Consider the following 26,592-nt stretch of genomic DNA (forward strand, 5'->3'; position numbering starts at 1 on the left):
TCAAACGTGTTCCCTCAGCCGACTACTTGACCCTGTCACCAACTTATCCAATCTCGTTTCGTATGCATCCCTCCAGTACTCGTTTCACCTTCATCTATCATGGGAGACGATATGTAATATATTTATATGTATCTCTCATAATAGAGGTACTAGATTACTATCTATTTATTAATGTTTCAGCATTTACCCCCGTTACAAATATTAGTTTGAGCACATATGTTGAAGTATGATCATATAAGGAGGAAATAAAATTGAAGTTGTCAAAATACAGGAAGAGAAATAAGCAGCAGCGCCAAGAAACAAATCGAATTGGCGGAAATCGTACGGAATGCATATCTAGTGATGATCGTACGACAGGCGATCGTTCCGGCAATCGCACCGATGTCAATGGTTCAGATAATCGCACAAGCGGAAACCGGACGGAGGGCAGCCGATCAACTAACCGAACTAGCGGTGACCATACTTATGACAATCATTCCTCTAACCATTCAGGAGGCAGCCGAACGGAAGACGATCGTTCAGGCAGCCAGACTACCGGTAATCGGACATCTGGCAATCTAGCAGAACCCGAACAGCATTCCTCTAATAACCAGTCTGATTTACAAAATACTTCGAAACCCGAATCAGGTCGAGTATGGGAATATTATCTGTAATTCAAGAAAAACATTGTGACCATCTAGGCGATAACCGAATAGGGTAATGAGATATGAGCCTATCGTCTGACGATAGGCTTTACCTTTTGCCACGGGAGATGGTTAGATGGCTAATGTGACGTTGCCCGTTCGCTCCATTCGGATGAACGCCGCTGATCTTCAGGAGGTTCAGAAACAATCATGGGGGAATGAATTTAAACCGGCAGAGCTTGAATTAGAGGAGCAGACCTACAAAGCGGAATTCGGGCTGCGTGGCGGTCATACGCGCAATTACGTTAAGAAATCCTATGAAGTTAAAATAGAAGGCGGTCGAACGCTTCATTGGAATGCTGAATATGACGATCCGTCCATGATGCGCAATGCGCTGTCGTTTTATTTTTTCAATAAAATTGGAGTCCCTTCGCCTAAGACAAACCACTTCTGGCTTATCCTTAATGGAGTTCCGCAAGGCGTATATTTGGAAATTGAAGCTGTTGATCCATTATTTTTCAAGAAAAGAGGAATAGGCTGCCGTTCACTCATTTACGCTGTTAATGACAGCGCGGACTTCAGCTTGACGGACCCGATTTCAAAAGATAAAAAGCCTTCTTTATTTGATGGTTATGAAATGAAGCTTGGAAAAACGGGGACAAAGAGCAAGTTAGTGTCTTTCGTACGCAATCTTAATCGAATGTCTGGACGCGAGCTCAGCTTGTACACTGCCCGCAGACTAGATATATCTCAATATTTATTGTGGTTGTCTGGAGCAGTACTAACAGGAAATTATGACGGGTTTGACCAAAATTATGCGATTTATGAGCATAGCACAACCGGAAAATATCGGATTATACCGTGGGATTACGAAGGTACATGGGGAAGGAATTGCTATGGCAAACCTTGCGGAAGCGATTTAGTTCGACTTCAAGGGTATAATAAACTAACCGATAAGCTGTTTTCAGTTTCCGCTTATCGTCGCAAATACCGTAATTTAATCCATAAGCTGCTGCAAAGCTCCTTTACTCGCGATGAGCTCGAGCCTGTCATACAGAGGCTGCATGAGCAGTTGGCACCCGCAATTCGCAATGATTTCTCACGGAAGGCAAGCTATGATGTCTTTCTCTCTGAGCCTGACTTCATATATGACTATATTGAAGAGAGACGGGACATCCTGCAGAAATCTTTACGGGAGTGGATATAAGCCGCTCCCGTATTGCATTCTATGATTAAAATATATTCATGCTCATATAACGTTCTCCAGTGTCTGGAGCAATACACAATACTCGTTTTCCAGCACCAAGACGCTTGGCAATTTGAATAGCTGCCCATACGGATGCACCAGATGATGGTCCCAGCAGCAAGCCTTCCTGCGTAGCTAAAGCTCTCATCGTCGTTATTGCGTCTTCATCGGATACAGCAATAATATCATCATACACAGTGGTGTTAAGAATCGTTGGCACAAAGCCTGGGCTCGTTCCTACCAGCTTATGCGGTCCTGGCTCTCCCCCTGACAATACAGGTGATCCTTTCGGTTCAACGACAGCTACATAAAGATGAGGTATAAGTTCTTTTAGTTTTTCACCTGTTCCAGTAATCGTTCCACCTGTTCCAGCCGTTGCGACGAAAGCATCAAGTTTACCATCTGTCTGTTCCATTATTTCGATGGCCGTTGTGACCCTATGGATATTCGGATTAGCCTCATTCTCGAATTGATTCGGGATGTAACTGCCCGGCCGCTCTGCTTGCAGCTCCAACGCTTTGCGGATCGCTCCCGGCATACGTTCAGCGGCTGGTGTCAACACGACTTCTGCTCCATAAGCTTGGAGAAGCTTAATACGCTCCGCTGTCATATTGTCCGGCATAACCAAAATCATTTTATAGCCTTTAGCTGCCGCGTTCATGGCCAGGCCAATGCCTGTGTTTCCACTTGTCGGCTCTATAATGGTATCTCCCGGCTTTATAAGTCCGCGCTGCTCAGCATCTGAAATAAGCGAAAAAGCAGCCCGATCCTTAACGCTTCCACTTGGATTGAATAGCTCAAGCTTCACGCATACCTCTGCGCAGTTTTCATCTGTTAGACGATTTAGTTTAACAACAGGGGTGTCGCCAATTAACTGTGTAATATCCGATACGATTCTCGGCATTTTTTTCCCCGCTTCCATTTGATGATTAATTATATTAAGTCTTCTGCTGTTCTAGGAACGGCCTCATAAACCACCAGCCCGCTATCGGCACCACACCAACTGCAAATAATAGCCATGTAATAGCAGTTGTCGAGCTGTTCAGCGGCAACACTATCAAATAAGAGGTTAATCCAATTATTCTGCCGATCACAAGTCCCGCTTCCCTCAGTACGATAAACTCTTCCCGCTCACGTGCACTTTCTTCTGATTTTCCAATAAGATCAAATACGCTAGAAGTCATAGGAATAACATACAACGGCATGAATAGAGAGGTTCCGATTCCAAAAAGCAATAATGTTGTAAAATTCACTTTCCAGAAGAGAGGCAGTATGACAGCCCCGATCATGACGGCACCAATCAGCATCGAAATTTTCCGGTTTCGTTTCTTCAGCATCTTGCCTACAATCCAGAAGCTGATAAGCGCGATGAGCGACGTGACAAGCGAGAAAGTGCCCAGCTTGCTTTCATTCTGCGTTGCTACATATACAGTTAAACCGACCAGAAACATAAATACGCCTTCACGCACGCCCTGAGCGGCAATTGCCGGCAGCATGCGTCGCCAAGGATTGCCTTTCTGCATCAGCTGCTGAATCCCATGCTTCCAATTGTAAGTTCCTTGCCCATGCCTTTTCTTCAGCCAGAAGCTTAATACGACGCTAATGGAGAAGATCACCAGTGACAGGGTGAAGATTAACCGATAGCCCTTCTCATCCTGCATGGTCGTTATAAGCAGGCCGGATACCCAAGGTGCGACAATACCTGCTGCTGAGCCAAGCAATCCCGCCCAGCCATTAAAGCGATCTCGATTATCCGGATCAGTCACTTCGAAATAAACAACATTAAAAGCAACCCAAAAAAAACCAAGCGCGATGCCGTTCAACATGCCAAGCGGCACGCTATACGTTTTGGCTTGCTGACCAAGCAGCAGCACCGTGCAATAGAAGAGGCCTGACAATATAATCCCGATTCGCAGGCTGTACATTTTATTGCGCTCTTTTACCCATTTCCCTGCAATCCAGAACGTTAATCCGCTCAATATATACTGACCTAGAGTAAACCAGCCGATCAGCATATAAGATTGGCTGGCTTTCCATAAATATACGGGCACAAAAGTTCCAGACAGTGCGTTAGCAACTCCGTATAGAGCTTGTACGATAAGCAGCAGCACAGCTTGTCTATCCAAAGATGGCTTTGTCAAAACGTTTCCTCCTCGCGCGTCGACAGCAGCATGCATGAGCATGTCCATTTGCAAACGCCGTTAGAATTACGTTTTGTAAGATTCCCTGTTTAGCAGAAAGCCATGCCCGTCCAATTTTGCCAGCCTGATACTATTCGTCTGGTGTTAGACGCTCGAGCAGCCCTTCACGATCTCTTTGGCTTAACATGGACGAAGTGTGATAGCAAGCTGGACACACATATACATGAAGTCTGAAAGGAGTCGGGAGAACCGGTCCATCGATAGTCGGTGCAATTCTTGATTCGAAATTGGACTCGCTGAATACCTGTGTTCCCGCTTCCAGCATATAAGTGCGGCATACTGGACATTCAGGAATCTCGTCCTGATCATCCAGTATACGTTGAACGGTTTCCTCGACAGCAAACCTCGCCCCGTCTGCACTGCGATAGCCCTCACCCTGCTCCAGCCAGCGTTTATGATTCGGATCATCTGAATAATCATAATCCTCTTCTTCCGCTTCCTCTTCCTCCGGCAAGTCATTCTGGTGCTGCTGGCTTGCCTTCCTAGCATCTGATACCTTAAGGGCATGAACCGCTTGTTCATACTCCTCCTCTTCGACCTCATCTTCATCATATCCAAGCTCTAATGTGCGATACGCACTAAGCTCATTACTGCAATGGGGACAATGCTTCTCCGGTCCGATTTCTTCATCCCAAATGATTTCAGTCAAGCACCAAGGACACATTTGTTGTTCTTCCATTATATTTCTCCCCTTCTAATTGTTCATCAGATAGATAACGCCGAACACAAAAAATAAAATAGCCACAACAAGCAAGATTCTCCATAAATATTTCATAAAGCGTCCTCCACTTATATAATGACGGTTGCACCAATAACGTAAGAAAGAGAAACCGAAATGATCATTGCAATAAGTCCAACTGCTCGATTATCGCGGGATATCTCGTCATCAATGCGAAATACAGGGGTCAGAAATTCAAATAAAAAATAAGCTGCAAGCAGGATAACATAGCCGAAGGCACCCCAAATCAAGCTCTGATATACAGAATCATTTGATTCAATGGAGAAGCGGAAAATATTGCATATGCCGAATATTTTTCCGCCTGTTGCCATAGCTACCGCTACATTTCCTTTTTTGATCTCATCCCAGCACTTATATCTCGTAACCAGCTCGAAGATCCATAAAAACACGATGAGCGAAAGAACCGTTACGGATACATATACAAGCGACGCAGCGTACGAATTTCTTAGAAGCTGATCGACTTCATTTTCCATACGAAGTTACCTCCATCATCAGCATGATCGTATTCCCTGCAGGCTGCCTCTACTTCAGCTCCGCCACGGTAACACCTACGCCGCCTTCTCCATAATTGCCTAAACGGAAGCTTTTGACATGCCCATGTTTTCGCAAATATTGCTGAATGCCTGTACGAAGCACACCCGTTCCCTTGCCATGAATAATCGCGACTTGACCAAGTCCCGATAAAAAAGCTTCGTCAAGGAAGCGATCCACCTCGAGAATAGCTTCCTCTAAATTTTCCCCGCGCAAATCAAGCTCCATCTTAATGTTTTCTTCACGCGAGCGTTTCAGGCTTGCCGCTTGCTTCGGTGGCTGCGATTTGGACGATGAAGTCGATTTCAGCAGCTCTAAATCGTCTAAAGCCACCTTCATTTTCATAATGCCAAGCTGAACAGTCGCTTCAGAGCCATGCAGCTCAACGACTGTACCTTTCTGATTTAAGCTATATACAGTCACTTCGTCGCCAGCCTCAATTTTCACAGGCTTGTTGGCGCCTTTCGAGGCACCTCGCTTAGCCTTCGTCTGCTCAGGAGCAGCTTCATCGAGCCTGCGTCTAGCTTCAATAAGCTTATGCTCCTTAACCGAAGCGCCTTCCTCCATCGCCAGCTTGCGCAAGTCCGAAATGATCTGTTCCGCTTCACGCTTGGCCTTCGCAACAGCCTCGCGGGCCTCATCTTGAGCCTTAAGAAGCAGCTTTTCCTTCTGCTCCTCAAACCGTTCGCGCTCGGCCTCATGGCGAGCTCTAAGCGTCTCCATCTCACGACGCAGCGATTCAGCCGTCTGACGTTCAGTTTCCGCTCCCAAACGGTTTTCTTCCAAAGAAGCAATCATGTTCTCTACGCGTTGATCCTCTTCGCTAACTTCACCTCTCGCATGATCGATGATGGAACGGGACAGACCTAAACGCTCTGCAATTGCGAATGCGTTACTTCTGCCAGGAACACCAACCAGCAAACGATACGTCGGACTTAATGTTGCAACATCAAATTCCATACTCGCATTGATGACACCCTTGCGATTATACGCATACGCCTTAAGCTCACTGTAATGTGTTGTTGCGACAATTCGGCTCTCCATCGCATGCACATGCTCCAAAATAGCAATGGCGAGTGCAGAGCCTTCAGCCGGATCCGTCCCTGCGCCGAGCTCATCAAGCAGAACTAAGCTCTTCGAGGTCATCGAGCCTAAGATTCGAATAATATTTTTCAAATGGCTGGAGAACGTACTGAGACTTTGTTCAATACTTTGCTCATCGCCAATATCCGCATAAATGGCATCAAACACGCATAGCTGACTTCCATCTTCAGCAGGCACGAATAAGCCTGACATCGCCATTAGACTAAGCAGCCCTATGGTTTTGAGAGAAACTGTTTTACCGCCTGTGTTAGGGCCGGTAACTATGATTGCTGTGTAGTTGTTGCCTAGCTCCACGTCGATCGGAACAACATGCTCAGCAGCGATCAAAGGGTGACGGCCGCGCTTCAGCTTGAGAAAGCCTCTGTCATTCATGCGCGGCAGCGTTGCTTTCATACTATGAGCGAGTCGCGCCTTCGCATACGCAAAGTCAATTTGTCCAAGCAAATCCAAGTTAAAAACTAGATCCTCAACGTGATCAGAAGTTAGCGCGGTCAGCTTTTGCAATATTTTCTCGATTTCACGCAGCTCTCCGGCTTTGAGCTCCCGAAGCTTATTATTCATGGCGACGATCGTCTCCGGCTCAATGAATAAGGTAGCTCCCGAGCCAGACTGATCATGAACGATACCGCCGAAATGCGAACGATATTCCTGTTTGACCGGAATTACGTATCTGTCATTACGCAGCGTAATAATAGCATCCTGCAGCATTTTTTGAACAGAAGAGGAACGAATCATTTGTTCAAGCTTCTCCCGAATTCTAGACTCTCCGCTCCGCAGCTCGCGTCTAATCGAGGCCAATTCAGCACTCGCGCTGTCCATGACCTCCGCTTGATCATCTATGCATTCAAAGATGGCGTCCTCAAGCGATTTATGCTCACTGATTTGGTCCGCTGTTTCCTGCAGCATGGGGATGGGATTATCCTGATGCAGAACGCTTATATGCTTCTTCACTCGGCGACCGCCGCGAGCTGTTGCCGCAATATCGAGCAGCTCAGCAGGATTGAGTGTACCGCCAATTCGAGCACGGTGCAGCGGCGCTTTAATATCCACAATCCCGCCAAAAGGCGCGCTTCCCTTCAAGCGGTCAGCAGCGTAAGCTTCATCTGTAATTTGAAGAACCCTCTTAACCGCTTCCAAATCGGAGACAGGCTGAAGCGCTTCAGCTGCTGCCTTTCCAAGTGATGTTGCGGCATGCTGCGACAATCTATGTATGATTTTTGGAAATTCAAGTGTTGTCAATATTTTAGTGTCCAACAAATAACACTCCTCTCGCTTCCTTATTATATCCGAACCGCGATCACGATGCACGAACTGAACGGCTGTTTCATACATAATTTGTACTTCTTTGGTTACAATAGTAACGATTGAACGTATTACAAAGTCACTTTTGCAACGCATAACGATAGTTCATGCAAAGGAGGGTTTAAAATATGTCATTTCTAGGCCATGTCGTCCGGTTCGTTGTCGCAGCCTTCGTATTGATGATTGTAGGATTTATTGTTCCTCAATTCAGCGTCGGAGGATTCTGGAGCGCCTTATTTCTTGCAGTCGTTATTGCCTTGCTGGGATGGGTTATCGAAGGCATATTTGGTAAACGGGTTACTCCGTTCGGACGGGGAATCGTTGGCTTCATTGCCAGCGCCGCGGTCATTTGGATCGCTCAATTCATTGTTGGCGGTGTAACGGTTACTGTGCTCGGCGCCATTCTGGCCGCTCTTGTCATCGGAATTATCGACCTGTTCATTCCGGTCAGTACTCCGTATGAAGCTGGCAGGCGGCAGCGCGGTTAAAAAAGCAAGGGTCGGTTTGAACAATGAGATAGGACGGAGTAGGGCGTTGCATCTGCGACGTCCTATTTTATTTGCTAATGATGAAACTTTCCTCCTCCACAAAAGTGTGCTCCCCGCGCCTGCAATCGTCACACCTTATTCATAACTTTGTCATCTGGCTGTCACCGCATTCATAAGGCGAATGAGCTATACTGTAAATAGTTCCATGTTAAAACTTGTAACAAAAGAGAGGGGAAATGATTGAAATGAAAAAATGGTTATTATTCGCCAGCGCTATGTGTCTGGTTATCGTGCTTGCAGCATGCGGTTCAAACAACACAAAAAATAAGGTTGAAAACACGGATACTGCTCCAGTTACCGCAGATGGCGGCGCAGCATCTTCTGATATCGTAATTACAGCGTCCAACTGGAAATTCGATAAGAAGGAATACAAGATCAAAGCAGGCGAAACGGCTAACCTTAAGCTTGAATCTGTTGAAGGCATGCACGGTATAAAAATCAGCAATACAGATTATACGATTAAAAGCGGCGGAACAACAGAAGTTAACATTGCCGAGCCGGGTACTTATGAAATGATTTGTTCTGTTCCTTGCGGCGCAGGCCATGTAAAAATGAAAACGAATTTGATCGTAGAATAATAGACTCATATTTGGCAAATAAACCCGCGGCACTCAGCTGCGGGTTTATTTGTGCATACAAAGCGGAATAATCAATAAGCTAAGCCATAAAATATAAGGAATGGTTAACTGCTAAATATAATCATTTTGTGATAAAAGGGTAAAAAAATCTAATCGCTTTCCTCTTCCACTACAGACCGCCCTTTGATAAACTATTCCCAAAAGCATGAGAACGGAGGAATCACAATGGGTGCATTACAGAATCGAGTCGCTATTATTAGCGGAGCTGGAACTGGGCTTGGCCGAGCTGCTTCTCTATCATTTGCAATGGAGGGCGCTGATGTCGTTCTGTTAGGAAGACGCAAAGACAAGCTTGAGGAAACAGCATTGGTTGTAAAAGAACGAACGGGAAAAGATTCGCTTATTCTGCAAACTGATGTGTCTAATGAGCCGCAGGTACAAAAAGCGATTGAGGCTGCCATTGCGCATTTCGGCCGCATCGATATTATAATGAATAATGCTGCCATACTCGAACAGGGTACCGTGCACGAATTATCATCTGAAGAATGGCAAAATCAAATTTCCATTAATTTAACCGGACCATTTCTGCTTACAAAAGCTGTATTGCCAACTATGCGCCAAGCAAAATATGGTCGAATCATAAATATAACCTCTGGCCTATCATGGAACGGAGCCGGCGGGTATGCAGCATATAGCGCTGCAAAAGCGGGACTCGAATCTTTAACGCGCACGCTAGCCGATGAAGAGCATTATCATGGCATACTTGTTAACCTCTACAATCCAGGAACCTTGCGTACCGAAATGCATGCTACAGGCAAAGACCCAAGCATCGTAACTCCCGATCTCATCCGATTAGCCAGTCTGCCTGTCGGCGGTCCTACTGGAACAATTGTGTCCTATGGATGAGAGGAAATAGTTAGAATAATAAATAAAACCCGCAGAAGCAAGCACGGCGTATGCCATGACTTGTCCCTGCGGGTTTTTTTGATTAATGGAACTCATTAAGGTGCCTTAACTCTGCTCGATCAGCTCAATCCACTCATTATATTCCGTTTGAAGCTTAGAGTACTCATTCTTTAACTTATGGTGCTGCTCAAGCAGCTCTGTGTGATCCTCGGCAAGCTTTTCTGCCGAGCGAGCGGCCTCGTCGCGTTCATATTGAAGCTCTTCCGCAGCTCGCGCAGCCTCGTCTCGTTCGAGTGCCAGCTTAGAAGTGTGCTCCATCAGCTGCTGCTCAGACGCTGCCGCAGCCTCCTGCATGGCACGCTCCATTCGTTCACGGAGCGCCCCTTCCTCTGCTTCCCGCTTCTGCTTGTCAAGCTCCAGACGCTTCGCCGCTGCGGCTGTTTGCTCCGCTTGCTGCTGCGCAGCTTGTAATTGTTCATTCAGCTCTCGCTCGCGAGCTGCTGCGATATCAAGCTGCTGCTGCGCAATGCGCTCGCGGGCAGCCGTAACCTCAAGCTGCTCTGTCAGTTCTTGCTCCCTTAGTTCTAGCTTGTCCAGCTCGGCTTTGAACGCTTGCTCTCCCTGTGCCGCAGATGCTGCGATCTGCTCAATCTGCTCTAGCTGAGCTTGCAGCTTATGAATGGTATTCTCATAGTCATGACGCTGTTGCAGCAGCTGTTCTTCTTGATTGGCATCTTGCTGCATTTGCAGTTCATGATAATGAGCAACGAGCTGCTTCATTTGCTCTTCCTGCCTTACAGCCTGGCGTTTGCTTTGTTCTTCATTTTGCTCGGCCAGCTGATTATACGTTTCCTCGTAAGAAGCCATCTGCTTCTTCAATTTCTCTTCATTCTCGGCTGCTAGCTGATTGAGCTGCTCATCGAACTCTGCAGCCTGCTGCTTGATTTGATCTTCATATTGATTAACGAGCTCATGCAGCTCTTCCTGATCAGCATTCTGCTGCTTAAACTTCTCAGCGTATTGGGCTTTCAAATGCGCAAGCTGCTCTTCATGTTTGAGTAATAATTGATCGTAGCGCATGTCTCGCTCAGCGACTGCCCGCTCGTAGCGCTCGTTGCTTTCAGCTGACAGACCCTTGAACAGCTCATCACTCTCCGCTTCAACAAGCTTAAGCTGCTCTTCGTGCTCTAGGCGCAATGATTCCAGGCGCTTGCTGCTTTCTTGCTCCATTGCAATAAGCTGCTGCTCATGCTCTTCCTGTAGCAGATCCCGCTGCTTCTCAAGCTCGTCACGCATTGCTGCTTGATGTGTCGCTCGATCAATTTCCCGCGCAGACACGAGCTCTTCCTTCTCCAGCTCCACCTGCAGCAGCTGCTCCTCCAGCTCTCTTTGCTGCTGTTCAAGCTGCAAGGATTTATGCGCCTGAAGCTGCTCCAATTCCTCCGATTCTTTCAAACGCAGCAGTAATTCCGTTGCTCTCTTATCCGCGGCAGACACATGATGGCGCTCATGAGATAGCTTCTGCTCCAGCTCAGCCATATCCTCAGCCGCTATCCGATTACGCTCTTCCAGCTGCGCCAGCTGATTGCGCATTTCCTCAAGCTCAGACGCTGCAAGCTCCAACTCAGCGTCACGCTCTTGATTATGCTGTTCCAGCTGTGCATATGAGGTGCGGAAGGCTTCCTCCTGCTCGATTGCTTGTGAAAGCTGATCCTCAGCCAGCGCGATGCGCTGCTCCAATGCTTCTTTCTCCATATTCCAGCTTTGAGTAAGCTCTGCTATCTGCCCTTGCAGTCTGCTCCGCTCTTCAAGCCAGCCATTTCTGCGACGCTCAAGATCAGCGCGGAATGCTTGCTCCTTCTCTGCTGCTTCTGTTTTCCATGCCTTCTCTCTTTCCTCGCTCAAACGGCTGTGCTCAAGCGCTGCAGCTTCGGCATTCGCAAGCCAGCTCTGCTCCCGCTCATCCCATCTGCTCTGCCAGCTTTCTGCAAGCTCGGTCAGAAGCGCATCCTTCTCAGCCGTAACAGCCGCTATAGCTTCCGTACTGCGTGCAGTCATTGCTGCAAGCTGAGTTTCCTTCTCCTGCATCATTGAATGAATCTGCTCGTTCTTCGCTCGTTCCAGCTCTGCGAGCTGCTCCTGCTTCTCGCGGCCCAGCTCAGCCTGCTGAGCATCCTTGGCTTGCTGGAGCAGCAGAAGTTCTGCTTCCTTTTGCTGTTTCAACTCTTCGAGCTGTCTCATATTTTCATCGATGAGTTCATTTCGTTTTGTTTCTTCTTCAAATTTAAGCGCTGACAGCTCCGCTTCCTTCGCTTGCTTAAATTCAGCTACTTGAGCTTCGTTCTCGCTGCGGAGCTTCGCAATCTGTTCATCCTTCTTATTTCGAAGAGCAGCTATCCGTTCTACATTTTCCTGGGTAAGGCGAAGTATGGTTTCCTCTTGAGCCTTCATTGCCTCCGCTGCCGCCGCTTTCTGAGCAGCTGCCTGTTCCGCCGCCAGCCCCAGCATATCAGCTAGTTCTGCTTCTGCCTCGGCTTTGGCAGCTTGCAATTGCTCCTCGCCCGCTCGCTTCGTCTCTGTTACTTCTGCTTGCAGCATCGACGTCTGCTGTGTAAGCTGTTCCAGCTGTGGAAGCATGAGAGCAAGCTTCGCTTCTTCCTCCATCAGCCTTACATTTTCGCGTCGCAGACGGAATACTTCTTCTGTTATTTGCACCGCGGAAAGTACAGCAAGCTTCTGCATGTCGAGTCGCGGATACCCTTTCGCCAGCTTCTTCATGCTGTCGTCGATTGCCGTGGCAACCTTTTTCATATACTCCACATTTGAATGGCCTTTTAGTTTATATTGAACTCCATATATATCAACCGTGACTACCGTTTGTTCAGCATCCATTAAGGCGAATCCTCCCATTTTCCAAATAGAGCAAGCGAATGCGGCAATCGCATATCCAATGACGGAGCAGCACTCGTTTTTTCGGTAAAATATAAGCATTATTGCAAATAAATACGTAATAATGTCTTATATTTGAAGAAAAAAAGCCGCATCGTAGCTCACTAGGAACTATTTCGATGCGGCTCTGAAGGTTTCCTGCCTACTTGCGTAATTCTGCTGCAAAAGATTGTTCTAATTGTGCTACAACTTTCCCATGCAGCTCTGTTACTTCTTCATCTGTCAGTGTACGCTCACCATGACGATAGATAAGCGACAGCGCGACACTCTTCTTGCCTGCGCCAAGCTTCTCCCCTGTGTACACGTCGAAAATTCGGACAGATTCCAGCAATTCACCTGCAATGCTCCAAACCGAATCAGTCAGCTTCCCTGCTGCTACTTCTTGATCAACAACCACCGCAATATCCCGCTGCATAGCCGGATAACGAGGAAGCACCTTATATTCAATTTCCGATCCAGCAAGCTCATAGAGCAGATCAAGACCAATTTCAAGCACATACGTATCGGCAAGATCCTCCTCCAGTTGAAGAGCTGGATGCAGTTGACCCACATAACCGATCACTTCCGGTCCTTTCGCCGTATCGATGAGAACAGCTGCTGTTCTGCCTGGGTGGAAGTGCTCCGGCTGTGCCGCTTCGTAATTCACGCTAGCAGTTAGACCAAGTGCTGCAAATACGGTCTCCAAAATGCCCTTCGCATCATAAAAATCATACTGAACCGCTTTAGCATTCCATTGTGCCTCAGAGCGATTGCCCGTCAACAGCGCCGCGAAACGATGCTTCTCCTGTGGTAAATGCGTCAGCTGCTCTTCATCGGTATGGAACACGCTGCCGATTTCAAATAAAGCTGCAGAATCATTTTTGCGGTTGCGATTATAAGCTGCTGTTTCCAGAAGCTGTGGAATAAGCGTCTTCCGCAGCACACTGCGGTCTTCGCTCATCGGCATCGCAAGAGATACCGCATGAGTGTGCTCCGCTAAGGCAGGGAATAGCTTCGTCCGTGCCGGTCCGGTAAAGGAATAGTTAACAACCTCATGCAAGCCTGCATCGCTAAGACGCTTGCGCAGCTCGCGGCGAATGGCCTGCGGCTTTGTTAACGAGCCTGGAACGACATCGCCATGAATAAGCGTTGTTGGAATATTGTCGTAGCCGTGCAATCGAGCAACTTCCTCGATCAGATCAACTGCGCGCGTAATATCGCCACGGCGTGTTGGTACAGCGACTGTGAATACATCGCTATCAGACAGCTCATACCCAAAGTGCAAGCGGTCAAATATCGTCTGCACCTCCAGTCTGGAAAGCTCGGTGCCCAAATAGCCATTAATTTTATTTAAAGATACAGCTACTTTGGATGGCTGCGCCTCTGCTGCGGCTGCTTCCACGATACCCTCCGTAACTAGTCCTTCCGCAAGCTCCGCGATTAACGATGCCGCGCGGTCAAGCGCAGGGATTACTCGATCCGGATCAACCTCTTTCTCGAAACGAACGCTTGATTCCGAACGAAGTCCAAGCTGACGTGAGGTTTTCCGTACCGTACCGCCGTCAAATTTAGCTGATTCCAGCAAAATGTTCACGGTCTCGCCAGTAACCTCAGTGCTTGCGCCGCCCATTACGCCCGCAAGCCCGATCGGCTGTACCCCGTCCGTAATAACGAGCATATGCGGCTCCAGCTTGCGTTCCTGGTCATCCAAGGTGACAAGCGTTTCGCCGGCATTCGCAAGACGAACATCAATACGTCCGCCTGGAATTTTGTCTGCATCGAAAGCATGCAGCGGTTGGCCGTATTCCAGCATAACAAAGTTCGTAACGTCAACAACGTTATTTATAGGGCGCATGCCAGCTGCGATTAATTTATTTTGCAGCCACAATGGGGATTCGCCAATCTTCACGTGCTTAATATAGCGTGCTGTATAATGCGAGCATTGCTCTGGAGCGCTGACAGTTACAGATACGAGGCTGTCTGTCCGCACTGAGCTATGATTAATCGTCGCATTCGGCAAACGAACTTCTCGGCCTGTTAAAGCGCCAATCTCGTATGCTACACCGATCATGCTTAGACAGTCCGAACGGTTCGGTGTCAGATCTAGCTCAAGCACCTCATCGTCAATGCCAAGCACCTCTACGATCGGCGTGCCTATTTTCGTTGATGCCGGCAGTACGAGAATACCTTCCTGCTGATCCTTCGGCAGCATTTTCTCATCTAAGCCAAGCTCCTTCGCCGAGCAAATCATCCCTTGCGATTCAACGCCGCGCAGCTTCGCACGCTTGATTTTGAAATCACCAGGAAGAACAGCTCCAATTACCGCTACAGGCACCAGCTGGCCCGCATCGACATTTTTGGCGCCGCAAACGATTTGAAGCTCCTCGCCCGTGCCAACATCAACCTTGCAAACATTCAGCTTATCCGCATCCGGATGCTTTTCCTTCGACTTCACATAACCGACAACAACGCCGGTTACCCCTTTGTTGCGAGATTCCACAACATCGATTTCAATGCCGCCGCGCGTCATTTTCTCCGCCAGCTCTGCTCCTGTAAATCCGGACAGATCGATATATTCATTTAACCATTTATAGGATACATTCATTTTTCTTCTTCCCTTCTCTCTTTGCTACATTCTCCCGAACTGGCTTAAGAACCGCAGATCATTCGTATAGAAATGACGAATATCGTCAATGCCGTATTTCAACAACGCGATACGCTCCACGCCCATGCCGAAAGCAAAGCCGCTAACCTCTTCTGGATCATAGCCGCCCATTTCGAGTACCCGCGGGTGAACCATGCCGCAGCCGAGAATTTCGAGCCAGCCCGTATGCTTGCACATCCGGCAGCCTTTGCCGCCGCACTGAACGCAGGTTACGTCAACCTCAGCACTTGGCTCTGTAAACGGGAAGAAGCTTGGACGAAGTCTAATTTGCGCTTGAGCGCCGAACATTTGTTGCACGAATTGCAGCAGCGTTCCTTTCAAATCGCTCATTCGGATGTTTTTGCCAATAACAAGGCCTTCGATCTGATTGAATTGGAACGAATGCGTCGCATCGTCATCATCACGGCGATAAACCTTACCCGGGCAAATAACTTTAACCGGTGTTTGTCCGTTCATCGCTTTCATCGTACGAACCTGTACAGGCGAGGTATGCGTGCGCATTAGAATATCATCCGTGACATAGAAAGAATCCTGCATGTCGCGCGCTGGATGGTTTTTTGGAAGGTTCAAAGCCTCGAAGTTATAATAATCCGTCTCAACCTCAGGACCTTCTGCAATCGTATAGCCAAGGCCGATAAAAATATCCTCGATTTCTTGAGCTACTTTATTGAGGGGATGAATAGCGCCGCTTGGAAGCCCTTTGCCCGGCAAAGTCACATCCAGCGTTTCCGCTAGCAGACGGTTGTTCGTTTCTGCTTGCTGGAAAGCATCCTGCTTCGAATCGATAACCGACTCAATTGCTGCGCGAACATCATTCGCGACTTGGCCGATAACCGGACGTTCTTCAGCGCTTAGCCCGCCCATACCGCGTAAAATCTCAGTCAACGCGCCTTTCTTGCCTAGATACTTAACTCGCAAATCATTAAGCTGCTGTGGCGTTTCCACATGCTGCAGCTCTTGAAGCGCTTCGCCGCGCAGCCCTTCTAATCTTTCCTTCATTTCTCTTCGCCTCCATATCATCTTCCCTAATTCATGACACAAAATGACACAAAAAAAAGCCCTTTCTCCCTGAAGGGACGAAAGAACCGCGGTACCACCCTAATTTGAATAACAAGCCTATGCGCTCGCATTGCCATTAACCAAAACCTTGGTTAGCGCATGCTTGAGCATCTGATTGCCATTCCTTTAGCCCCATAACGGCGGGAACCGGACTCTCCCTACACGCGCCATTGTGCTGCGGCGGTTCAGGCGTCTGCTCCGGAGTGAACTTCGGCAGCCTAATTTCACAAAGACACTCTCAATCAACGGTGTCTTCTCCCTGTGCGAAAGCACTGCTTACTTTTCTCCATCATCGCTTTGCTACGATTATCAAACATTAATTCTTATTATATGCAAACTGCAGAAGCCTTGCAACAGCAACCATAGTCTTTTCAAGGCAATTGCTTATAAAATGATGAATTCATCAAACAAATAGTACTGTGATTGTTCAATTTGAGCTGCTGCATCCCTCTGCAACAATATACTCAAATGGACTTACAGCACCATCCAGCAGCACACCGCACTGCATTTCACACGCAATTGCCGGCTCATCTATCAACTAAGCCTTGCTCCACGGCGTAACGCGTCAATTGTACGCGGTTGTCGAGATGCAGCTTTTGCAATATATTTTTGAGGTGATTTTTGATCGTATGCTCCGAAAGACCAAGCTCGCTCGCAATTTCGCGGTTTGATGCGCCCGTCGCAACACGCTCAAGCACTTCCTTCTCTCTTTCTGTTAGTGGGGTCGTAATAACCGCCGTTTCTTTATTGAAGGAGGCCGACCTGCTGCTTGCTTCTCGCTTTGGTGCCTGTGTCTTGCTTGCCGAAAATTCCTGCAGCAAGCGGAAGGCAAGCTCCTTTGACATGGGCGCTTCATCGAGGGAGACGGCTCGCAAATATTCCAACCAAGCTGAAGGAGTCAAATTTTTAAGCAAGTAGCCCTGTGCTCCCCGCTTAATAGCCTCGAATAAATGAGTGATGTCATCGGACACTGTTACCATGACGATCTTTAAGGATGGAAGCAGCAGCTTCAATCGATGCGTAGCTTCCAGGCCTCCCATTCCCGGCATATTAATATCCATTAGTACGAGATCCGGTTTTACATCAGGAATCATGGCTATCGCTTCTTCACCGCTTGCCGCTTCGCCTACAATAATAAAAGATTCGTCATTCATAACGATTTCGCGCATGCCTTCACGACCATGCGGATGATCATCGACCAAAAACACGCGTATATGGATCATTTTATGTATCATTTGTCCACGCCCCTTCCTACAACTTCAACCTCGGTTCCGTGCGGCAGCCCCTCCTGCAAGGTTAGCTTCCATCCCATTGCAGCTGCTCGCTCCTGCATCATTTTCACGCCATATTTCCCTTTTTCGTACAGCTTCTCCTCTGAAATGCCTTCTCCATCGTCCTTGATCATACAGCGGAATAAGTCGCTCTCCTCGCCGCTCTTGCTCCCGTCCTCGCTTCGAATGACAATATGCTCCGCTCTGGCATGCTTCTGCACATTCATAAGCGCTTCCCGCATAATGGCGAGCAGCTCCACCTTCTGTTTGTGTGAAAGCAAGCCATCCCGCATATGCCATTCTACGGTAGTCTGAATTCCGCTGGTTTGCTCTATTTCATCGATAAGATGATGAATGCTCTGCATCCATGACAAATCCGCCGGCAGCGGCGCAGCTTGCAAATTGGCAATGGATTGCCTTACATCATCGTAAACATGGCGCACCGTCTGTCTAAGCTGATCAGTCGTTTGCAGCACGTCCGAATTCGTTTGAGCGCGCTCCAATTTATCCAGCTTCACTGAAAGCATGAATAAGGTCTGTGATATACCGTCATGCAGCTCGCGTGCCAGCTGCTCGCGTTCCTCAAAGGCCGCCTTCAATACGCCTTCGCGTTGAAGTGATTGCTGCATATGCTCCAGCTTGACGAACAATGCCCGCAGCAGCGTAAGCGTAATAAGAAAAACAAAGACAGGAGCAAGGTAATTGCCAAGATCCATTGAAATATAGGGAAGCAAGAGAGTATGCCGTACATATTCCCATAACCCTATCGTGATCGTCGGAATCCATAGGATTAGCCATTTCAGCCATTTATAAGACATAAAGGACTAGCCTCCTTCTCTTTGTTTAATCGTTGCGAAATGCAATGCTTTGCCGAATTTCCACCCCGGAATGGTCAATAATAATAAGCGAAGCCGTCCATGCCCCCCGCAAGGGGAGTTCGACTTTCGCAGCCAAATATCCCGTTTCCGTAAAGCCAGGGAATGAGAGCTTCTCCTTGTCTTTGAAAAAAGCACTCTGCAAAGGAACGTCGATACCAGCAAGCTTAGGATTTGACTCTGAACGCAGCTGCAGTTTCACAGTTTCTGGAGCCCCCAGCTGCTCAGGCAGCCATACTTTCAGCATGATCTGATTCGGACCTGGACCGTTAGGCGTTATGGATAAAGTGTAATGCAGGAAACTGCTCATTTTATGATAGGAGAATGGCTTCATTGCGGGAGATGGTTTCACATAAGTGAACACACTAACGATGATAACTATGAAGCAAATTAATAATCCGTTCAGCTTAACCAGCATGCCGCTTGGCAGCTCACGCTTCTTCGCGCGTCTGTGCAGCAAAGTCCCTACTCCAGCAACTAGTAGAACTAGCACCGCTTTCACAAGCAGCATAATACCCCAGCTCGTATAGATGAGGTAAAGCCAGGATGGCAGCAGAAGAATTGTCATTCCAATTCCGCTAACCGCAAGTACTACTAGTGACAGCCATGCTATTCTCGTATAACGCTCAGCAAACCTTCCGGCTTCTTTGCGATCGACATACCAAAACAACAGCAGCAGCACCAGACCGCCTGCCAGATAGGCCGAAGCGGTTATATGAATAAAATCGAGTAATAAAGCTAGCGTATGATCCGGAAGCGAATATATGTGGCCGTTAAAGCTCTCTGCGGCTGCGAGCAGTAGCGCCCATATCCATTTGAAAACATTGTTGCATTTATGTATGACAAAGCCAAGCAGCGACAGCACCGTCACTCCAAGCAAAGAATAACCATATTCCGATTCTAATAAAAGGCGAATCCAACCGTTCATACTGCCGCCGTCATCATTTTTCAGCAAGCTGCTGAGGTTGACGAATACAAATAGAAGAACAGCAAGAAGGAATGCACGCAATGCTAGTAAGCTCCATTGATGCACGAAACCGCGCTGGATATCATTCGAGCCTTCACTAAGTGCGACCGACCAGAGCATAAAGCCCACAGCCAGTATAAATGTGACATAATACAATACCCGTGCCGCATAAAATAAAGCCTGTCCTACTGTAATGCCGGTATCCTCATGCGCAGCCGTTGAATGCTTGTGGCCGGCGTGTTCTTCAACTGCAGCGGCATTCACTTCGATGGTGGAATGAGACTGTGCTAATGCACATTGCGGTATAAGCAGCATGGATGACACAGCAAGCAGGATTAGCAGCATTAAGCCTGTGAGGATAGCTGTCAAGCGTTCCTTGAGGGAGAATTGCGGGTTGATCTTTTTATGTAAAAAGCTTCTCAAGAGGTCACTTCCCTTTAATATACTCAGCTTCAGTTTACTCGACCTTTATGAAAAGAACAATGAATGGAATGGCTTCTCAGCGCAGCCTATAATTGGCTGATGACGTATAACAGCCCGGGTAATGGATCATTCTATAAAAAAGTTTTAGAAGGGAGTTGAACATATTGAAGGACAAGGATTTTCGGATCGCTGAGCTTAGCGACACAAAAGACGCACTCGATGCGATTCGCAAGCTGGAGCAGCAGCTATCACAGCAGTATGGCTCGGAAGTTGCGCTAATCGCTTATGCAGCAGAAACGGATGAAAAGAAAAACTGAACCTATAGAAAAAGGCATTACCCTGGCAGCAAATGTAGGGTATTGCCTTTATTTTTTGAGCTTTATTCCAAATCTACAATAAGAGTATCATAGGCAAACGAAATATTTAAGCCTTGCGCTTTTAAATTGTTTTCTATCTCTTTAAAATCATCAAAACTTAATCCATCCGATTCTTCAATATGCGTTAGAATGGTCCTTTTTGGATTCAGCCTTTTAATGATTTCAACGGTTTCTATGAATGTACATTCCTCTTGAAGCACGGGATGCTCTTGCGGAATTTGTCTCTCGCCTGTTAAAGGATGATATTCGGCTACTCCCATAGGCAATATGGCAAGATCAATATTATTCAAACTATCATCAGGCTTCCAATTGTTAAGCTCATCCGGAGCGATCACCATTTTGTGGTTCTTATCCTCTACAAGAAATGCGTAAACATACGGCTCCTCCAAACGAAAAGGTGTAATAACTGCGCCGTTTGATGTGAATGCTTCACCATCTTTTAACTCATGAATGTTTATATATCCTTGCTTCGAAAAAAACGAAAGATGATCTCCCATACCAAGACGATGCCTAAAATCAATGGCTACTTGCTCAGGCAAATACACGTCGCTTTGCTTATTATTCGGGGGATAGCTTCGCCAATCTGCATGAATTGATTCCAATATCCTTCTGCCCATAATGTGATCAGGGTGCCAATGCGAGTACAATACACCGTCAATTTTCTCGATACTGGAACGATTAATCTGAAAATAGATGTCCTCCGGCGTATCGATCAAAATGTTCGGACCGTGAATAAATAAGCTTGGACCTGAGCGGCTGTATGGGACCCCTATTTTTCTTGCCTCACTGCATACTCTGCACTTGCAAAGAGGGCGCGGTATGGCCATTGCTCCCCCTGTACCTAGAAATTCAATTTTCATATTTTCCCCTCCCTTCGTATGATTAGTGCATGGTAATGAGGCAATAGCTACAGCTAGCGGACACAGGAGACGTTATTTACAGCTATTAACCCCATTATCGAAGACTAGCGGACATGAGAGTCGTTATTTCAACGAAAATCATCAAATATAGTCCTCGCAAAGGATAATAGCGAACCTCATGTCCGTAACATGGAAATTTGCAGTTAAATTTAACAAATAACGGATCCCATGTCCGTAAGCAATAAATAAGAACAGAAAGTAGTTACATTCAGTCCCCGATCCGCTTCAACTATTCCACTTTGGACTCGCTAATAGCCCATTTCAAAGCTTCTTCATAAAATGCCCGATTTCCCTTTACCCAAGGAATATGATAAGCATCTTCTGGCTTAAAAAAGCCTCTACCTTTTGTTTCTATGTTACCTTCAAAGGCGTCCATTCTTACTATTTTTGCACAGTAAAAAACCATGTAACTGTCTGGAAAAGGATATTTATAATGAATTGGCTTGCTAAACAATCTAATTAATTCATATCCAAGCACATGAGGCGATTCAATTAAAGCTCCCGTTTCCTCATATAATTCTCTTTGCATAGCTTGAGCGGGAGACTCTCCTCGTTCAATATGCCCGCCAGGAATGTCCCACCCTCTATCATACAAATTCGTTAATAATAGGGCGTCCTCTTGAAATGCGAGCACAAACGAGCAGGTTATTAATTCAGAAGAAGGCAGAATATTAGACAATACTAATCGTGTTTCATTAGGCAATGGAAGACCGGCAACATTTTTTTCATTCCTAATCATATTCATTTATCCATTCTCACCTTTGATTTTTATCATAAAGCCAATCCTTAACACGAAAACCTTCGAGGATTCGATCTAGCGGGGCCCATCCTATATACTTGGGCTTCGTCCAACTTGGAGCAGGGCTCAAATTCTCTATTTCTAAATAGTTATCCACTCTAATTTTATCCCATGCATGTATTACCTGGTTTTCGCCTATACACAAACCAACATGTCCCCAATCTTTCAATTCGCCTTGAACTAAACCGGAGCATTCATAAAATACAAAAGCTCCTTTCTCAGGATTCGTCATATTCCGCCACGCTTCATACTTATCAGCAGACTCTTTAGCGCTGCTTCCGCCAAAAATCTCAATCCCATTACTTCGTTCATAAGCATCTTCCACAAAGGCAAGACATCTCAATGGATACTCCGTACAATCCTTTTGGCTAAGAGCCCATTTTATTGCCTGTTCAACATATTGTTCGTTATTAATAAATATCGCACTCCTTCTATAACACATTCTCGCTATCTATATATTACCATTTATTCCAATCCAACAATTGATAATAAACAATTATAATGAATTAAACCGTTAGCCTCATCTGGGATATCGACGAATTCGGGCTTGAGCGACTATACTACTAGTGCACTCGTACAACTGCCTAGTAGATAAATAGATTAATAGATGAAGGAGGCACTCAATGAGCATGCTTCAACAGCTGCCGCACGGCGTATATGGCTATCGATTCCAAGAGCAAGCTCAGCTGCCTATTTACCAGCTGTTTGCAACAGGCTATCAGCTTGTGACTGAGCCTGACTACTTTTGGGACGGGATGAAACGAATTGACGGTCCCTTATATTTAATTCAGTATACCGTGTCCGGCTGCGGTCAATTCAGGCTTGGTGATGTTACACATACGATCCGCGAGAATATGGCCTTTTTGGCTGAAATTCCCGGAGACCATCATTACTGCTTGCCTCAATCGAGTGATCATTGGGAGTTTTATTTCGTATTAATTCGTCAGCAGCATCTGCACAAGCTATGGGGCGAGCTTCTGCAAACCATTGGTGCAACACCTTCATTCGAACAATCGAGCGCCGTTGCAAGATCGCTACGAAATTTATATGCGGAAGCCTGTGGAAATCGAATTGGAAACAGCTATCAGGCATCAATACTTATATATCGATTTATGATGGAACTGCTCCAATCAAACATGACGCAGCAGCAGGAGAAAGCAGCTTGGCCCGCACAGGTTCAACAGGCCGTGGCATACATAGAAGCCGAATTTCATACGCTGCAAAGTTTGGATGACGTTGCAGATGCCGCATCATTGTCCAAATATTATTTTACGAGAGTTTTTACGCAATCAACTGGCATGACACCTATGGATTATGTAACAAAGCTGCGAATTGAGAAAGCGGTGCAGCTGCTGCGCCAAACGGAGCTCACGGTTGAAGACATTGCGCATAGCGTCGGTTATTCAAGCAGCAGTTACTTCAGTAAAGTCTTTCGCAGCAAGGTGGGATTTCCTCCGCGAGATTTCCGCTTGGCGAAGGAGCTTCCCTTCATTGATCGATTACAATTCGATTAGAAAGCAATATTTTACATCTAATCGCAATAAATTGTGCTATTCATAGGTTCTGTTTCGTTTTACGATTATCGTAGAGAGCAATATTACGATATGAGAGGACGATTAACGATGACTATTAGCTCAAAGCATCACCAATTCGCATTAACGCCGCCTATGGGCTGGAACAGCTGGGATTGCTATGGCGCCAGTGTAAAGGAAGATGAAATTAGAGGAAACGCGGAATATATGGCTCAGCATTTAAAGAGCTTTGGCTGGGAATATATTGTTGTGGATATTCAGTGGTACGAGCCTGGCGCTAATTCATCGCAGTACCGTCCGTTCGTACCGCTCGAAATGGATGAGTACTCGCGCTTGCAGCCTGCCGTTTCGCGTTTTCCATCTGCTGAGAATGGACAAGGCTTCAAGCCGCTTGCCGATTATGTACACAGCCTTGGATTGAAATTCGGCATCCATATTATGCGCGGCATTCCGCGGCAAGCTGTACATGCGGATACCAAAATTATGGGAACGAGCGCAACAGCACGCTCCATTGCGCATACTAACTCTATATGTCCTTGGAACACGGATATGTATGGCGTTGATGCTTCCAAGGAAGGCGCTCAGCAGTACTATAATTCTTTATTTGATCTATATGCATCCTGGGGTGTTGATTTCGTCAAAGTTGATGATATCGCTGCTTCGCGTCTTTATGGCATTCATCTGGATGAGATCAAGCTCATTCAATCAGCTATTGATCAATGCGGAAGAGATATGGTGCTCAGCCTCTCGCCAGGTCCTGCTCCGCTGGAGCACGCCTCAGCACTCACAGCGCATGCTAATATGTGGCGTATGACAGACGATTACTGGGATTTATGGCATTTGCTCCATGATATGTTCGAGCGCTGCGAGAAGTGGGCGCCTTTTGTTGCCGAAGGAGCCTGGCCGGATTGCGATATGCTTCCGCTCGGTCATTTAGGCATCCGCTCCGTGGATGGCGGAGGAAGCGACCGCTGGACAAGGTTTACGAGGGATGAGCAGGTTACCATGATGTCCTTATGGGCGATTTTCCGTTCTCCCCTTATGTTTGGCGGTGAGCTGCGGGATAACGACGAATGGACCTTGTCATTAATAACGAACGATGAGGTGCTTGAGCTTCACCGAAACGGACGCGATGCTCGGCAGCTGTTCCGTGAAGAAGAACGTATTGTATGGACGTCAAAGAGTGAGACTGGAAGCTTTTATGTTGCCTTATTTAATGCAGGCGAGTCTTCGGATACCGTTGCTGTTTCTCTTGAGCAGCTTGGCTTGAGCGAAGCTCCACATGTCCGCGACCTATGGAAGCGTGAGGACCTCGGCAAACTGGGGCAGCTGGAATTCTCTATGCTCCCTCACAGCTCTGTGCTTCTTAAATTAACTTAGCCACACTAAGCTTATCCTAAGCGCCTAAGAAAAGTAGAAATCCCTCCAACGTTTCGAACATGGACACTGTGTCGATGGAGTCGAAAAGGAGGGGTTTTTGGTTTAATTTCGGTAATATGGTAAAGTAAGAGGGTAAGCCTAAGCAGCTTGAGCTATTCGTGTAGAAATAACAGAGTACAGAGGAGGTCGTTTAGTCATGGCTAGTCAAACAGGTGCCATCGTACAGCAATCCTTAAACGCTTTAATGGGAGATCAAGCTTTTTTACCGCATTTGCAGGATCAATCGCGTGAGCAAGTCTTTTTATCTCTTGCCGCCATTTTGTCAACACCAAATAAAGTACATAAAGCTTTTCTGCGTATAACATTAGATAACGGCAATGTCGTGCGTATTCCGGCCTATCGCATTCAGCATAATGATACGCTTGGACCTTATAAAGGCGGTATTCGTTTTCACGAAATGGTCAATGAAGAGGAAGTAACCAATCTCGCAGCCCTAATGACTCTAAAAAACGCTCTGCACGAGGTTCCCTTTGGAGGCGGTAAAGGCGGAGTCATCATAAACCCTCGCGATTACTCCGCGAGAGAGCTTTATCTCATTTGCAAAAAATATGTGCAATACTTTAGCGATATACTAGGACCGGACAAAGATATTCCAGCCCCAGACATGGGATCAGGCGAACGTGAGATGGACTGGATGATGGCGGAATACAAAAGCATTCATCCCGGTCAGCCATACCTTGGCAGCTTCACCGGCAAAAGCGTCATCAACGGCGGCTCCTTAGGCCGTAGGGAAGCAACTGGCAAAGGCGTCTATTTCACATTCCGTTATTTGATTCATGATTTCCTTAAATCCCAAAGCAGCTGGCTTGCGGGCAGCACAAATACTTTCGCCCAATCAGCATTGGCACTTAAGGATCGTCCGCTGACTATCGCCGTGCAGGGCTTCGGAAATGTGGGCTCGATTACCGCGCTTGAAGCCTACAAATGCAGCTATTTGCAGAATAAAGTAGTTGCAGTGAGCGATCGGAACGTAACCCTGTATAATCCAGATGGTCTTTCCATCCCTTCGTTGATTGACTACGCCCTTCTCCACAAAGGGGATTTGCCAGATACGGAGGAGGCACTTGCCGCTCTTAATTTGAAAGCTCAAATACTGAAGCGCGAGGACGTTCTATATCTGGACGTTGATGTACTCATTCTTGCTGCTCTTGAGGAGCAAGTCCGCAAAGATAATGTGGAGCAGGTGAAGGCCCGCATGATTGTAGAAGGTGCCAACGCACCTGTAACAGGCGAAGCAGATGAAGCACTGACCGCTCGAGGCGTTCTTATCATTCCAGACATATTAGCGAACGCTGGCGGCGTTATCGTATCCTACTTTGAATGGCTGCAGGGACGCGATACGCAGTTTTTGAGCGAAGAGCAAGTGTACAAAATGTTATATGACAAAATGCAGCATACATTAAACGGCATTTTGCCAGCATTCTTTGGAGAACCATTCACCCTCCGTCAAAATTGCTATAATCATGCCGTCATGAAGCTGTCCAATGTATTGTATAAGCTCGGCAAGCTGTATTAAAAATGAAGAAGGGCCAGCTATTAAGCATGCTGTATGCTTAAC

23 protein-coding genes are annotated in these 26,592 nt (G+C 46.9%); 9 read left to right on the plus strand and 14 right to left on the minus strand.

Going from position 1 to position 26,592, the window contains the following annotated elements:
• Nucleotides 1-251 precede the first annotated feature (251 nt).
• Nucleotides 252-653 (plus strand): hypothetical protein, encoded by a 402-nt coding sequence (locus tag CEF13_RS21800; RefSeq protein ID WP_102713950.1) that lies wholly within the window; start codon nucleotides 252-254, stop codon nucleotides 651-653.
• A 106-nt stretch (nucleotides 654-759) separates the two neighbouring features.
• Nucleotides 760-1,830 (plus strand): CotH kinase family protein, encoded by a 1,071-nt coding sequence (locus CEF13_RS21805; protein WP_102713952.1) that lies wholly within the window; start codon nucleotides 760-762, stop codon nucleotides 1,828-1,830.
• A 25-nt stretch (nucleotides 1,831-1,855) separates the two neighbouring features.
• Here the strand turns inward: CEF13_RS21805 and cysK are convergent, their stop codons facing one another.
• From cysK to CEF13_RS21830, 5 genes are all read right to left on the minus strand, one after another.
• Nucleotides 1,856-2,773 carry a cysteine synthase A gene (gene cysK, locus CEF13_RS21810; protein WP_102713953.1) on the minus strand — a complete coding sequence of 306 codons (918 nt, stop codon included), beginning with the start codon at nucleotides 2,771-2,773 and terminating at the stop codon, nucleotides 1,856-1,858.
• Between the two features lie 34 nt (nucleotides 2,774-2,807).
• Entirely contained in the window at nucleotides 2,808-4,046 is a 1,239-nt protein-coding gene (locus tag CEF13_RS21815; RefSeq protein WP_102716497.1) for an MFS transporter, read from the minus strand.
• 94 nt (nucleotides 4,047-4,140) lie between these two features.
• The gene (locus CEF13_RS21820) at nucleotides 4,141-4,749 is read right to left on the minus strand and encodes a hypothetical protein (protein ID WP_102713954.1); all 609 of its coding nucleotides are present in this window, start codon (nucleotides 4,747-4,749) and stop codon (nucleotides 4,141-4,143) included.
• Nucleotides 4,750-4,859: 110 nt separating this feature from the next.
• Entirely contained in the window at nucleotides 4,860-5,282 is a 423-nt protein-coding gene (locus tag CEF13_RS21825; RefSeq protein ID WP_102713956.1) for a DUF350 domain-containing protein, read from the minus strand.
• A 49-nt stretch (nucleotides 5,283-5,331) separates the two neighbouring features.
• Nucleotides 5,332-7,698, minus strand: a complete 2,367-nt coding sequence (locus CEF13_RS21830; protein WP_102716498.1) for an endonuclease MutS2 — start codon at nucleotides 7,696-7,698, stop codon at nucleotides 5,332-5,334.
• A gap of 176 nt (nucleotides 7,699-7,874) precedes the next feature.
• Between CEF13_RS21830 and CEF13_RS21835 the strand changes: the two genes are divergently transcribed.
• The 3 genes from CEF13_RS21835 (at nucleotide 7,875) to CEF13_RS21845 (ending at nucleotide 9,778) form a co-directional block, all read left to right on the plus strand.
• Nucleotides 7,875-8,234 (plus strand): phage holin family protein, encoded by a 360-nt coding sequence (locus CEF13_RS21835; protein WP_102713958.1) that lies wholly within the window; start codon nucleotides 7,875-7,877, stop codon nucleotides 8,232-8,234.
• Nucleotides 8,235-8,479: 245 nt separating this feature from the next.
• A complete protein-coding gene (locus tag CEF13_RS21840; protein WP_146022750.1) occupies nucleotides 8,480-8,872 on the plus strand; it encodes a cupredoxin domain-containing protein in 393 nt (130 codons plus the stop codon).
• Nucleotides 8,873-9,097: 225 nt separating this feature from the next.
• Nucleotides 9,098-9,778, plus strand: a complete 681-nt coding sequence (locus tag CEF13_RS21845) for an SDR family NAD(P)-dependent oxidoreductase (protein ID WP_102713962.1) — start codon at nucleotides 9,098-9,100, stop codon at nucleotides 9,776-9,778.
• Nucleotides 9,779-9,883: 105 nt separating this feature from the next.
• Here CEF13_RS21845 and zapA read toward each other — a convergent pair whose 3' ends face one another.
• The 6 genes from zapA to CEF13_RS21875 all read right to left on the minus strand — a co-directional run bounded on the left by zapA (nucleotide 9,884) and on the right by CEF13_RS21875 (nucleotide 19,966).
• Nucleotides 9,884-12,670 carry a cell division protein ZapA gene (gene zapA, locus CEF13_RS21850; RefSeq protein ID WP_102713964.1) on the minus strand — a complete coding sequence of 929 codons (2,787 nt, stop codon included), beginning with the start codon at nucleotides 12,668-12,670 and terminating at the stop codon, nucleotides 9,884-9,886.
• Nucleotides 12,671-12,869: 199 nt separating this feature from the next.
• The gene (pheT, locus tag CEF13_RS21855; protein ID WP_102713966.1) at nucleotides 12,870-15,311 is read right to left on the minus strand and encodes a phenylalanine--tRNA ligase subunit beta; all 2,442 of its coding nucleotides are present in this window, start codon (nucleotides 15,309-15,311) and stop codon (nucleotides 12,870-12,872) included.
• A gap of 24 nt (nucleotides 15,312-15,335) precedes the next feature.
• Nucleotides 15,336-16,370: a phenylalanine--tRNA ligase subunit alpha gene (pheS, locus tag CEF13_RS21860; protein ID WP_102713969.1), complete on the minus strand. Its 1,035-nt coding sequence runs from the start codon at nucleotides 16,368-16,370 to the stop codon at nucleotides 15,336-15,338.
• Between the two features lie 587 nt (nucleotides 16,371-16,957).
• Entirely contained in the window at nucleotides 16,958-17,665 is a 708-nt protein-coding gene (locus CEF13_RS21865; RefSeq protein WP_243864382.1) for a response regulator, read from the minus strand.
• A complete protein-coding gene (locus tag CEF13_RS21870) occupies nucleotides 17,662-18,519 on the minus strand; it encodes a sensor histidine kinase (RefSeq protein WP_102713971.1) in 858 nt (285 codons plus the stop codon). The genes CEF13_RS21865 and CEF13_RS21870 overlap by 4 nt, the downstream gene beginning before the upstream one ends.
• A 25-nt stretch (nucleotides 18,520-18,544) precedes the next feature.
• Entirely contained in the window at nucleotides 18,545-19,966 is a 1,422-nt protein-coding gene (locus CEF13_RS21875; protein ID WP_102713973.1) for a CopD family protein, read from the minus strand.
• A 164-nt stretch (nucleotides 19,967-20,130) separates the two neighbouring features.
• Here CEF13_RS21875 and CEF13_RS28915 point away from each other — a divergent pair, with 164 nt between their 5' ends.
• A complete protein-coding gene (locus tag CEF13_RS28915; protein WP_166742751.1) occupies nucleotides 20,131-20,283 on the plus strand; it encodes a hypothetical protein in 153 nt (50 codons plus the stop codon).
• Between the two features lie 62 nt (nucleotides 20,284-20,345).
• Here the strand turns inward: CEF13_RS28915 and CEF13_RS21880 are convergent, their stop codons facing one another.
• From CEF13_RS21880 to CEF13_RS21890, 3 genes are all read right to left on the minus strand, one after another.
• The gene (locus CEF13_RS21880) at nucleotides 20,346-21,203 is read right to left on the minus strand and encodes an MBL fold metallo-hydrolase (RefSeq protein WP_102713975.1); all 858 of its coding nucleotides are present in this window, start codon (nucleotides 21,201-21,203) and stop codon (nucleotides 20,346-20,348) included.
• 289 nt (nucleotides 21,204-21,492) lie between these two features.
• A complete protein-coding gene (locus CEF13_RS21885) occupies nucleotides 21,493-22,008 on the minus strand; it encodes an NUDIX domain-containing protein (protein WP_102713977.1) in 516 nt (171 codons plus the stop codon).
• Between the two features lie 10 nt (nucleotides 22,009-22,018).
• A complete protein-coding gene (locus tag CEF13_RS21890; protein ID WP_208414395.1) occupies nucleotides 22,019-22,387 on the minus strand; it encodes an NlpC/P60 family protein in 369 nt (122 codons plus the stop codon).
• A gap of 298 nt (nucleotides 22,388-22,685) precedes the next feature.
• On the opposite strand from CEF13_RS21890, the gene CEF13_RS21895 reads away from it, so the two are divergent.
• The 3 genes from CEF13_RS21895 to CEF13_RS21905 all read left to right on the plus strand — a co-directional run bounded on the left by CEF13_RS21895 (nucleotide 22,686) and on the right by CEF13_RS21905 (nucleotide 26,550).
• A complete protein-coding gene (locus tag CEF13_RS21895) occupies nucleotides 22,686-23,576 on the plus strand; it encodes an AraC family transcriptional regulator (RefSeq protein WP_102713981.1) in 891 nt (296 codons plus the stop codon).
• A 108-nt stretch (nucleotides 23,577-23,684) separates the two neighbouring features.
• Nucleotides 23,685-24,974 (plus strand): glycoside hydrolase family 27 protein, encoded by a 1,290-nt coding sequence (locus tag CEF13_RS21900; RefSeq protein ID WP_102713983.1) that lies wholly within the window; start codon nucleotides 23,685-23,687, stop codon nucleotides 24,972-24,974.
• Between the two features lie 196 nt (nucleotides 24,975-25,170).
• Nucleotides 25,171-26,550, plus strand: a complete 1,380-nt coding sequence (locus CEF13_RS21905) for a Glu/Leu/Phe/Val family dehydrogenase (RefSeq protein ID WP_102713985.1) — start codon at nucleotides 25,171-25,173, stop codon at nucleotides 26,548-26,550.
• The last annotated feature ends 42 nt before the right edge of the window (nucleotides 26,551-26,592 follow it).

Origin of the sequence: Paenibacillus castaneae (assembly GCF_002884445.1) — a bacterium.
GTDB classification, from domain to species: domain Bacteria; phylum Bacillota; class Bacilli; order Paenibacillales; family Paenibacillaceae; genus Pristimantibacillus; species Pristimantibacillus castaneae.

What these genes read in the sequence shown, in the direction of transcription:
- CEF13_RS21845 (WP_102713962.1), top strand. Translation starts at nt 9,098, where the DNA reads ATGGGTGCATTACAGAATCGAGTCGCTATTATTAGCGGAGCTGGAACT.
- CEF13_RS21840 (WP_146022750.1), top strand. Translation starts at nt 8,480, where the DNA reads ATGAAAAAATGGTTATTATTCGCCAGCGCTATGTGTCTGGTTATCGTG.
- zapA (WP_102713964.1), bottom strand. Translation starts at nt 12,670, where the DNA reads ATGGATGCTGAACAAACGGTAGTCACGGTTGATATATATGGAGTTCAA.
- CEF13_RS21895 (WP_102713981.1), top strand. Translation starts at nt 22,686, where the DNA reads ATGAGCATGCTTCAACAGCTGCCGCACGGCGTATATGGCTATCGATTC.
- pheT (WP_102713966.1), bottom strand. Translation starts at nt 15,311, where the DNA reads ATGAATGTATCCTATAAATGGTTAAATGAATATATCGATCTGTCCGGA.
- CEF13_RS21820 (WP_102713954.1), bottom strand. Translation starts at nt 4,749, where the DNA reads ATGGAAGAACAACAAATGTGTCCTTGGTGCTTGACTGAAATCATTTGG.
- CEF13_RS21815 (WP_102716497.1), bottom strand. Translation starts at nt 4,046, where the DNA reads ATGCATGCTGCTGTCGACGCGCGAGGAGGAAACGTTTTGACAAAGCCA.
- CEF13_RS21870 (WP_102713971.1), bottom strand. Translation starts at nt 18,519, where the DNA reads ATGTCTTATAAATGGCTGAAATGGCTAATCCTATGGATTCCGACGATC.
- CEF13_RS21900 (WP_102713983.1), top strand. Translation starts at nt 23,685, where the DNA reads ATGACTATTAGCTCAAAGCATCACCAATTCGCATTAACGCCGCCTATG.
- CEF13_RS21805 (WP_102713952.1), top strand. Translation starts at nt 760, where the DNA reads ATGGCTAATGTGACGTTGCCCGTTCGCTCCATTCGGATGAACGCCGCT.
- cysK (WP_102713953.1), bottom strand. Translation starts at nt 2,773, where the DNA reads ATGCCGAGAATCGTATCGGATATTACACAGTTAATTGGCGACACCCCT.
- pheS (WP_102713969.1), bottom strand. Translation starts at nt 16,370, where the DNA reads ATGAAGGAAAGATTAGAAGGGCTGCGCGGCGAAGCGCTTCAAGAGCTG.
- CEF13_RS21905 (WP_102713985.1), top strand. Translation starts at nt 25,171, where the DNA reads ATGGCTAGTCAAACAGGTGCCATCGTACAGCAATCCTTAAACGCTTTA.
- CEF13_RS21885 (WP_102713977.1), bottom strand. Translation starts at nt 22,008, where the DNA reads ATGAATATGATTAGGAATGAAAAAAATGTTGCCGGTCTTCCATTGCCT.
- CEF13_RS21865 (WP_243864382.1), bottom strand. Translation starts at nt 17,665, where the DNA reads ATGATACATAAAATGATCCATATACGCGTGTTTTTGGTCGATGATCAT.
- CEF13_RS21825 (WP_102713956.1), bottom strand. Translation starts at nt 5,282, where the DNA reads ATGGAAAATGAAGTCGATCAGCTTCTAAGAAATTCGTACGCTGCGTCG.
- CEF13_RS21835 (WP_102713958.1), top strand. Translation starts at nt 7,875, where the DNA reads ATGTCATTTCTAGGCCATGTCGTCCGGTTCGTTGTCGCAGCCTTCGTA.
- CEF13_RS21880 (WP_102713975.1), bottom strand. Translation starts at nt 21,203, where the DNA reads ATGAAAATTGAATTTCTAGGTACAGGGGGAGCAATGGCCATACCGCGC.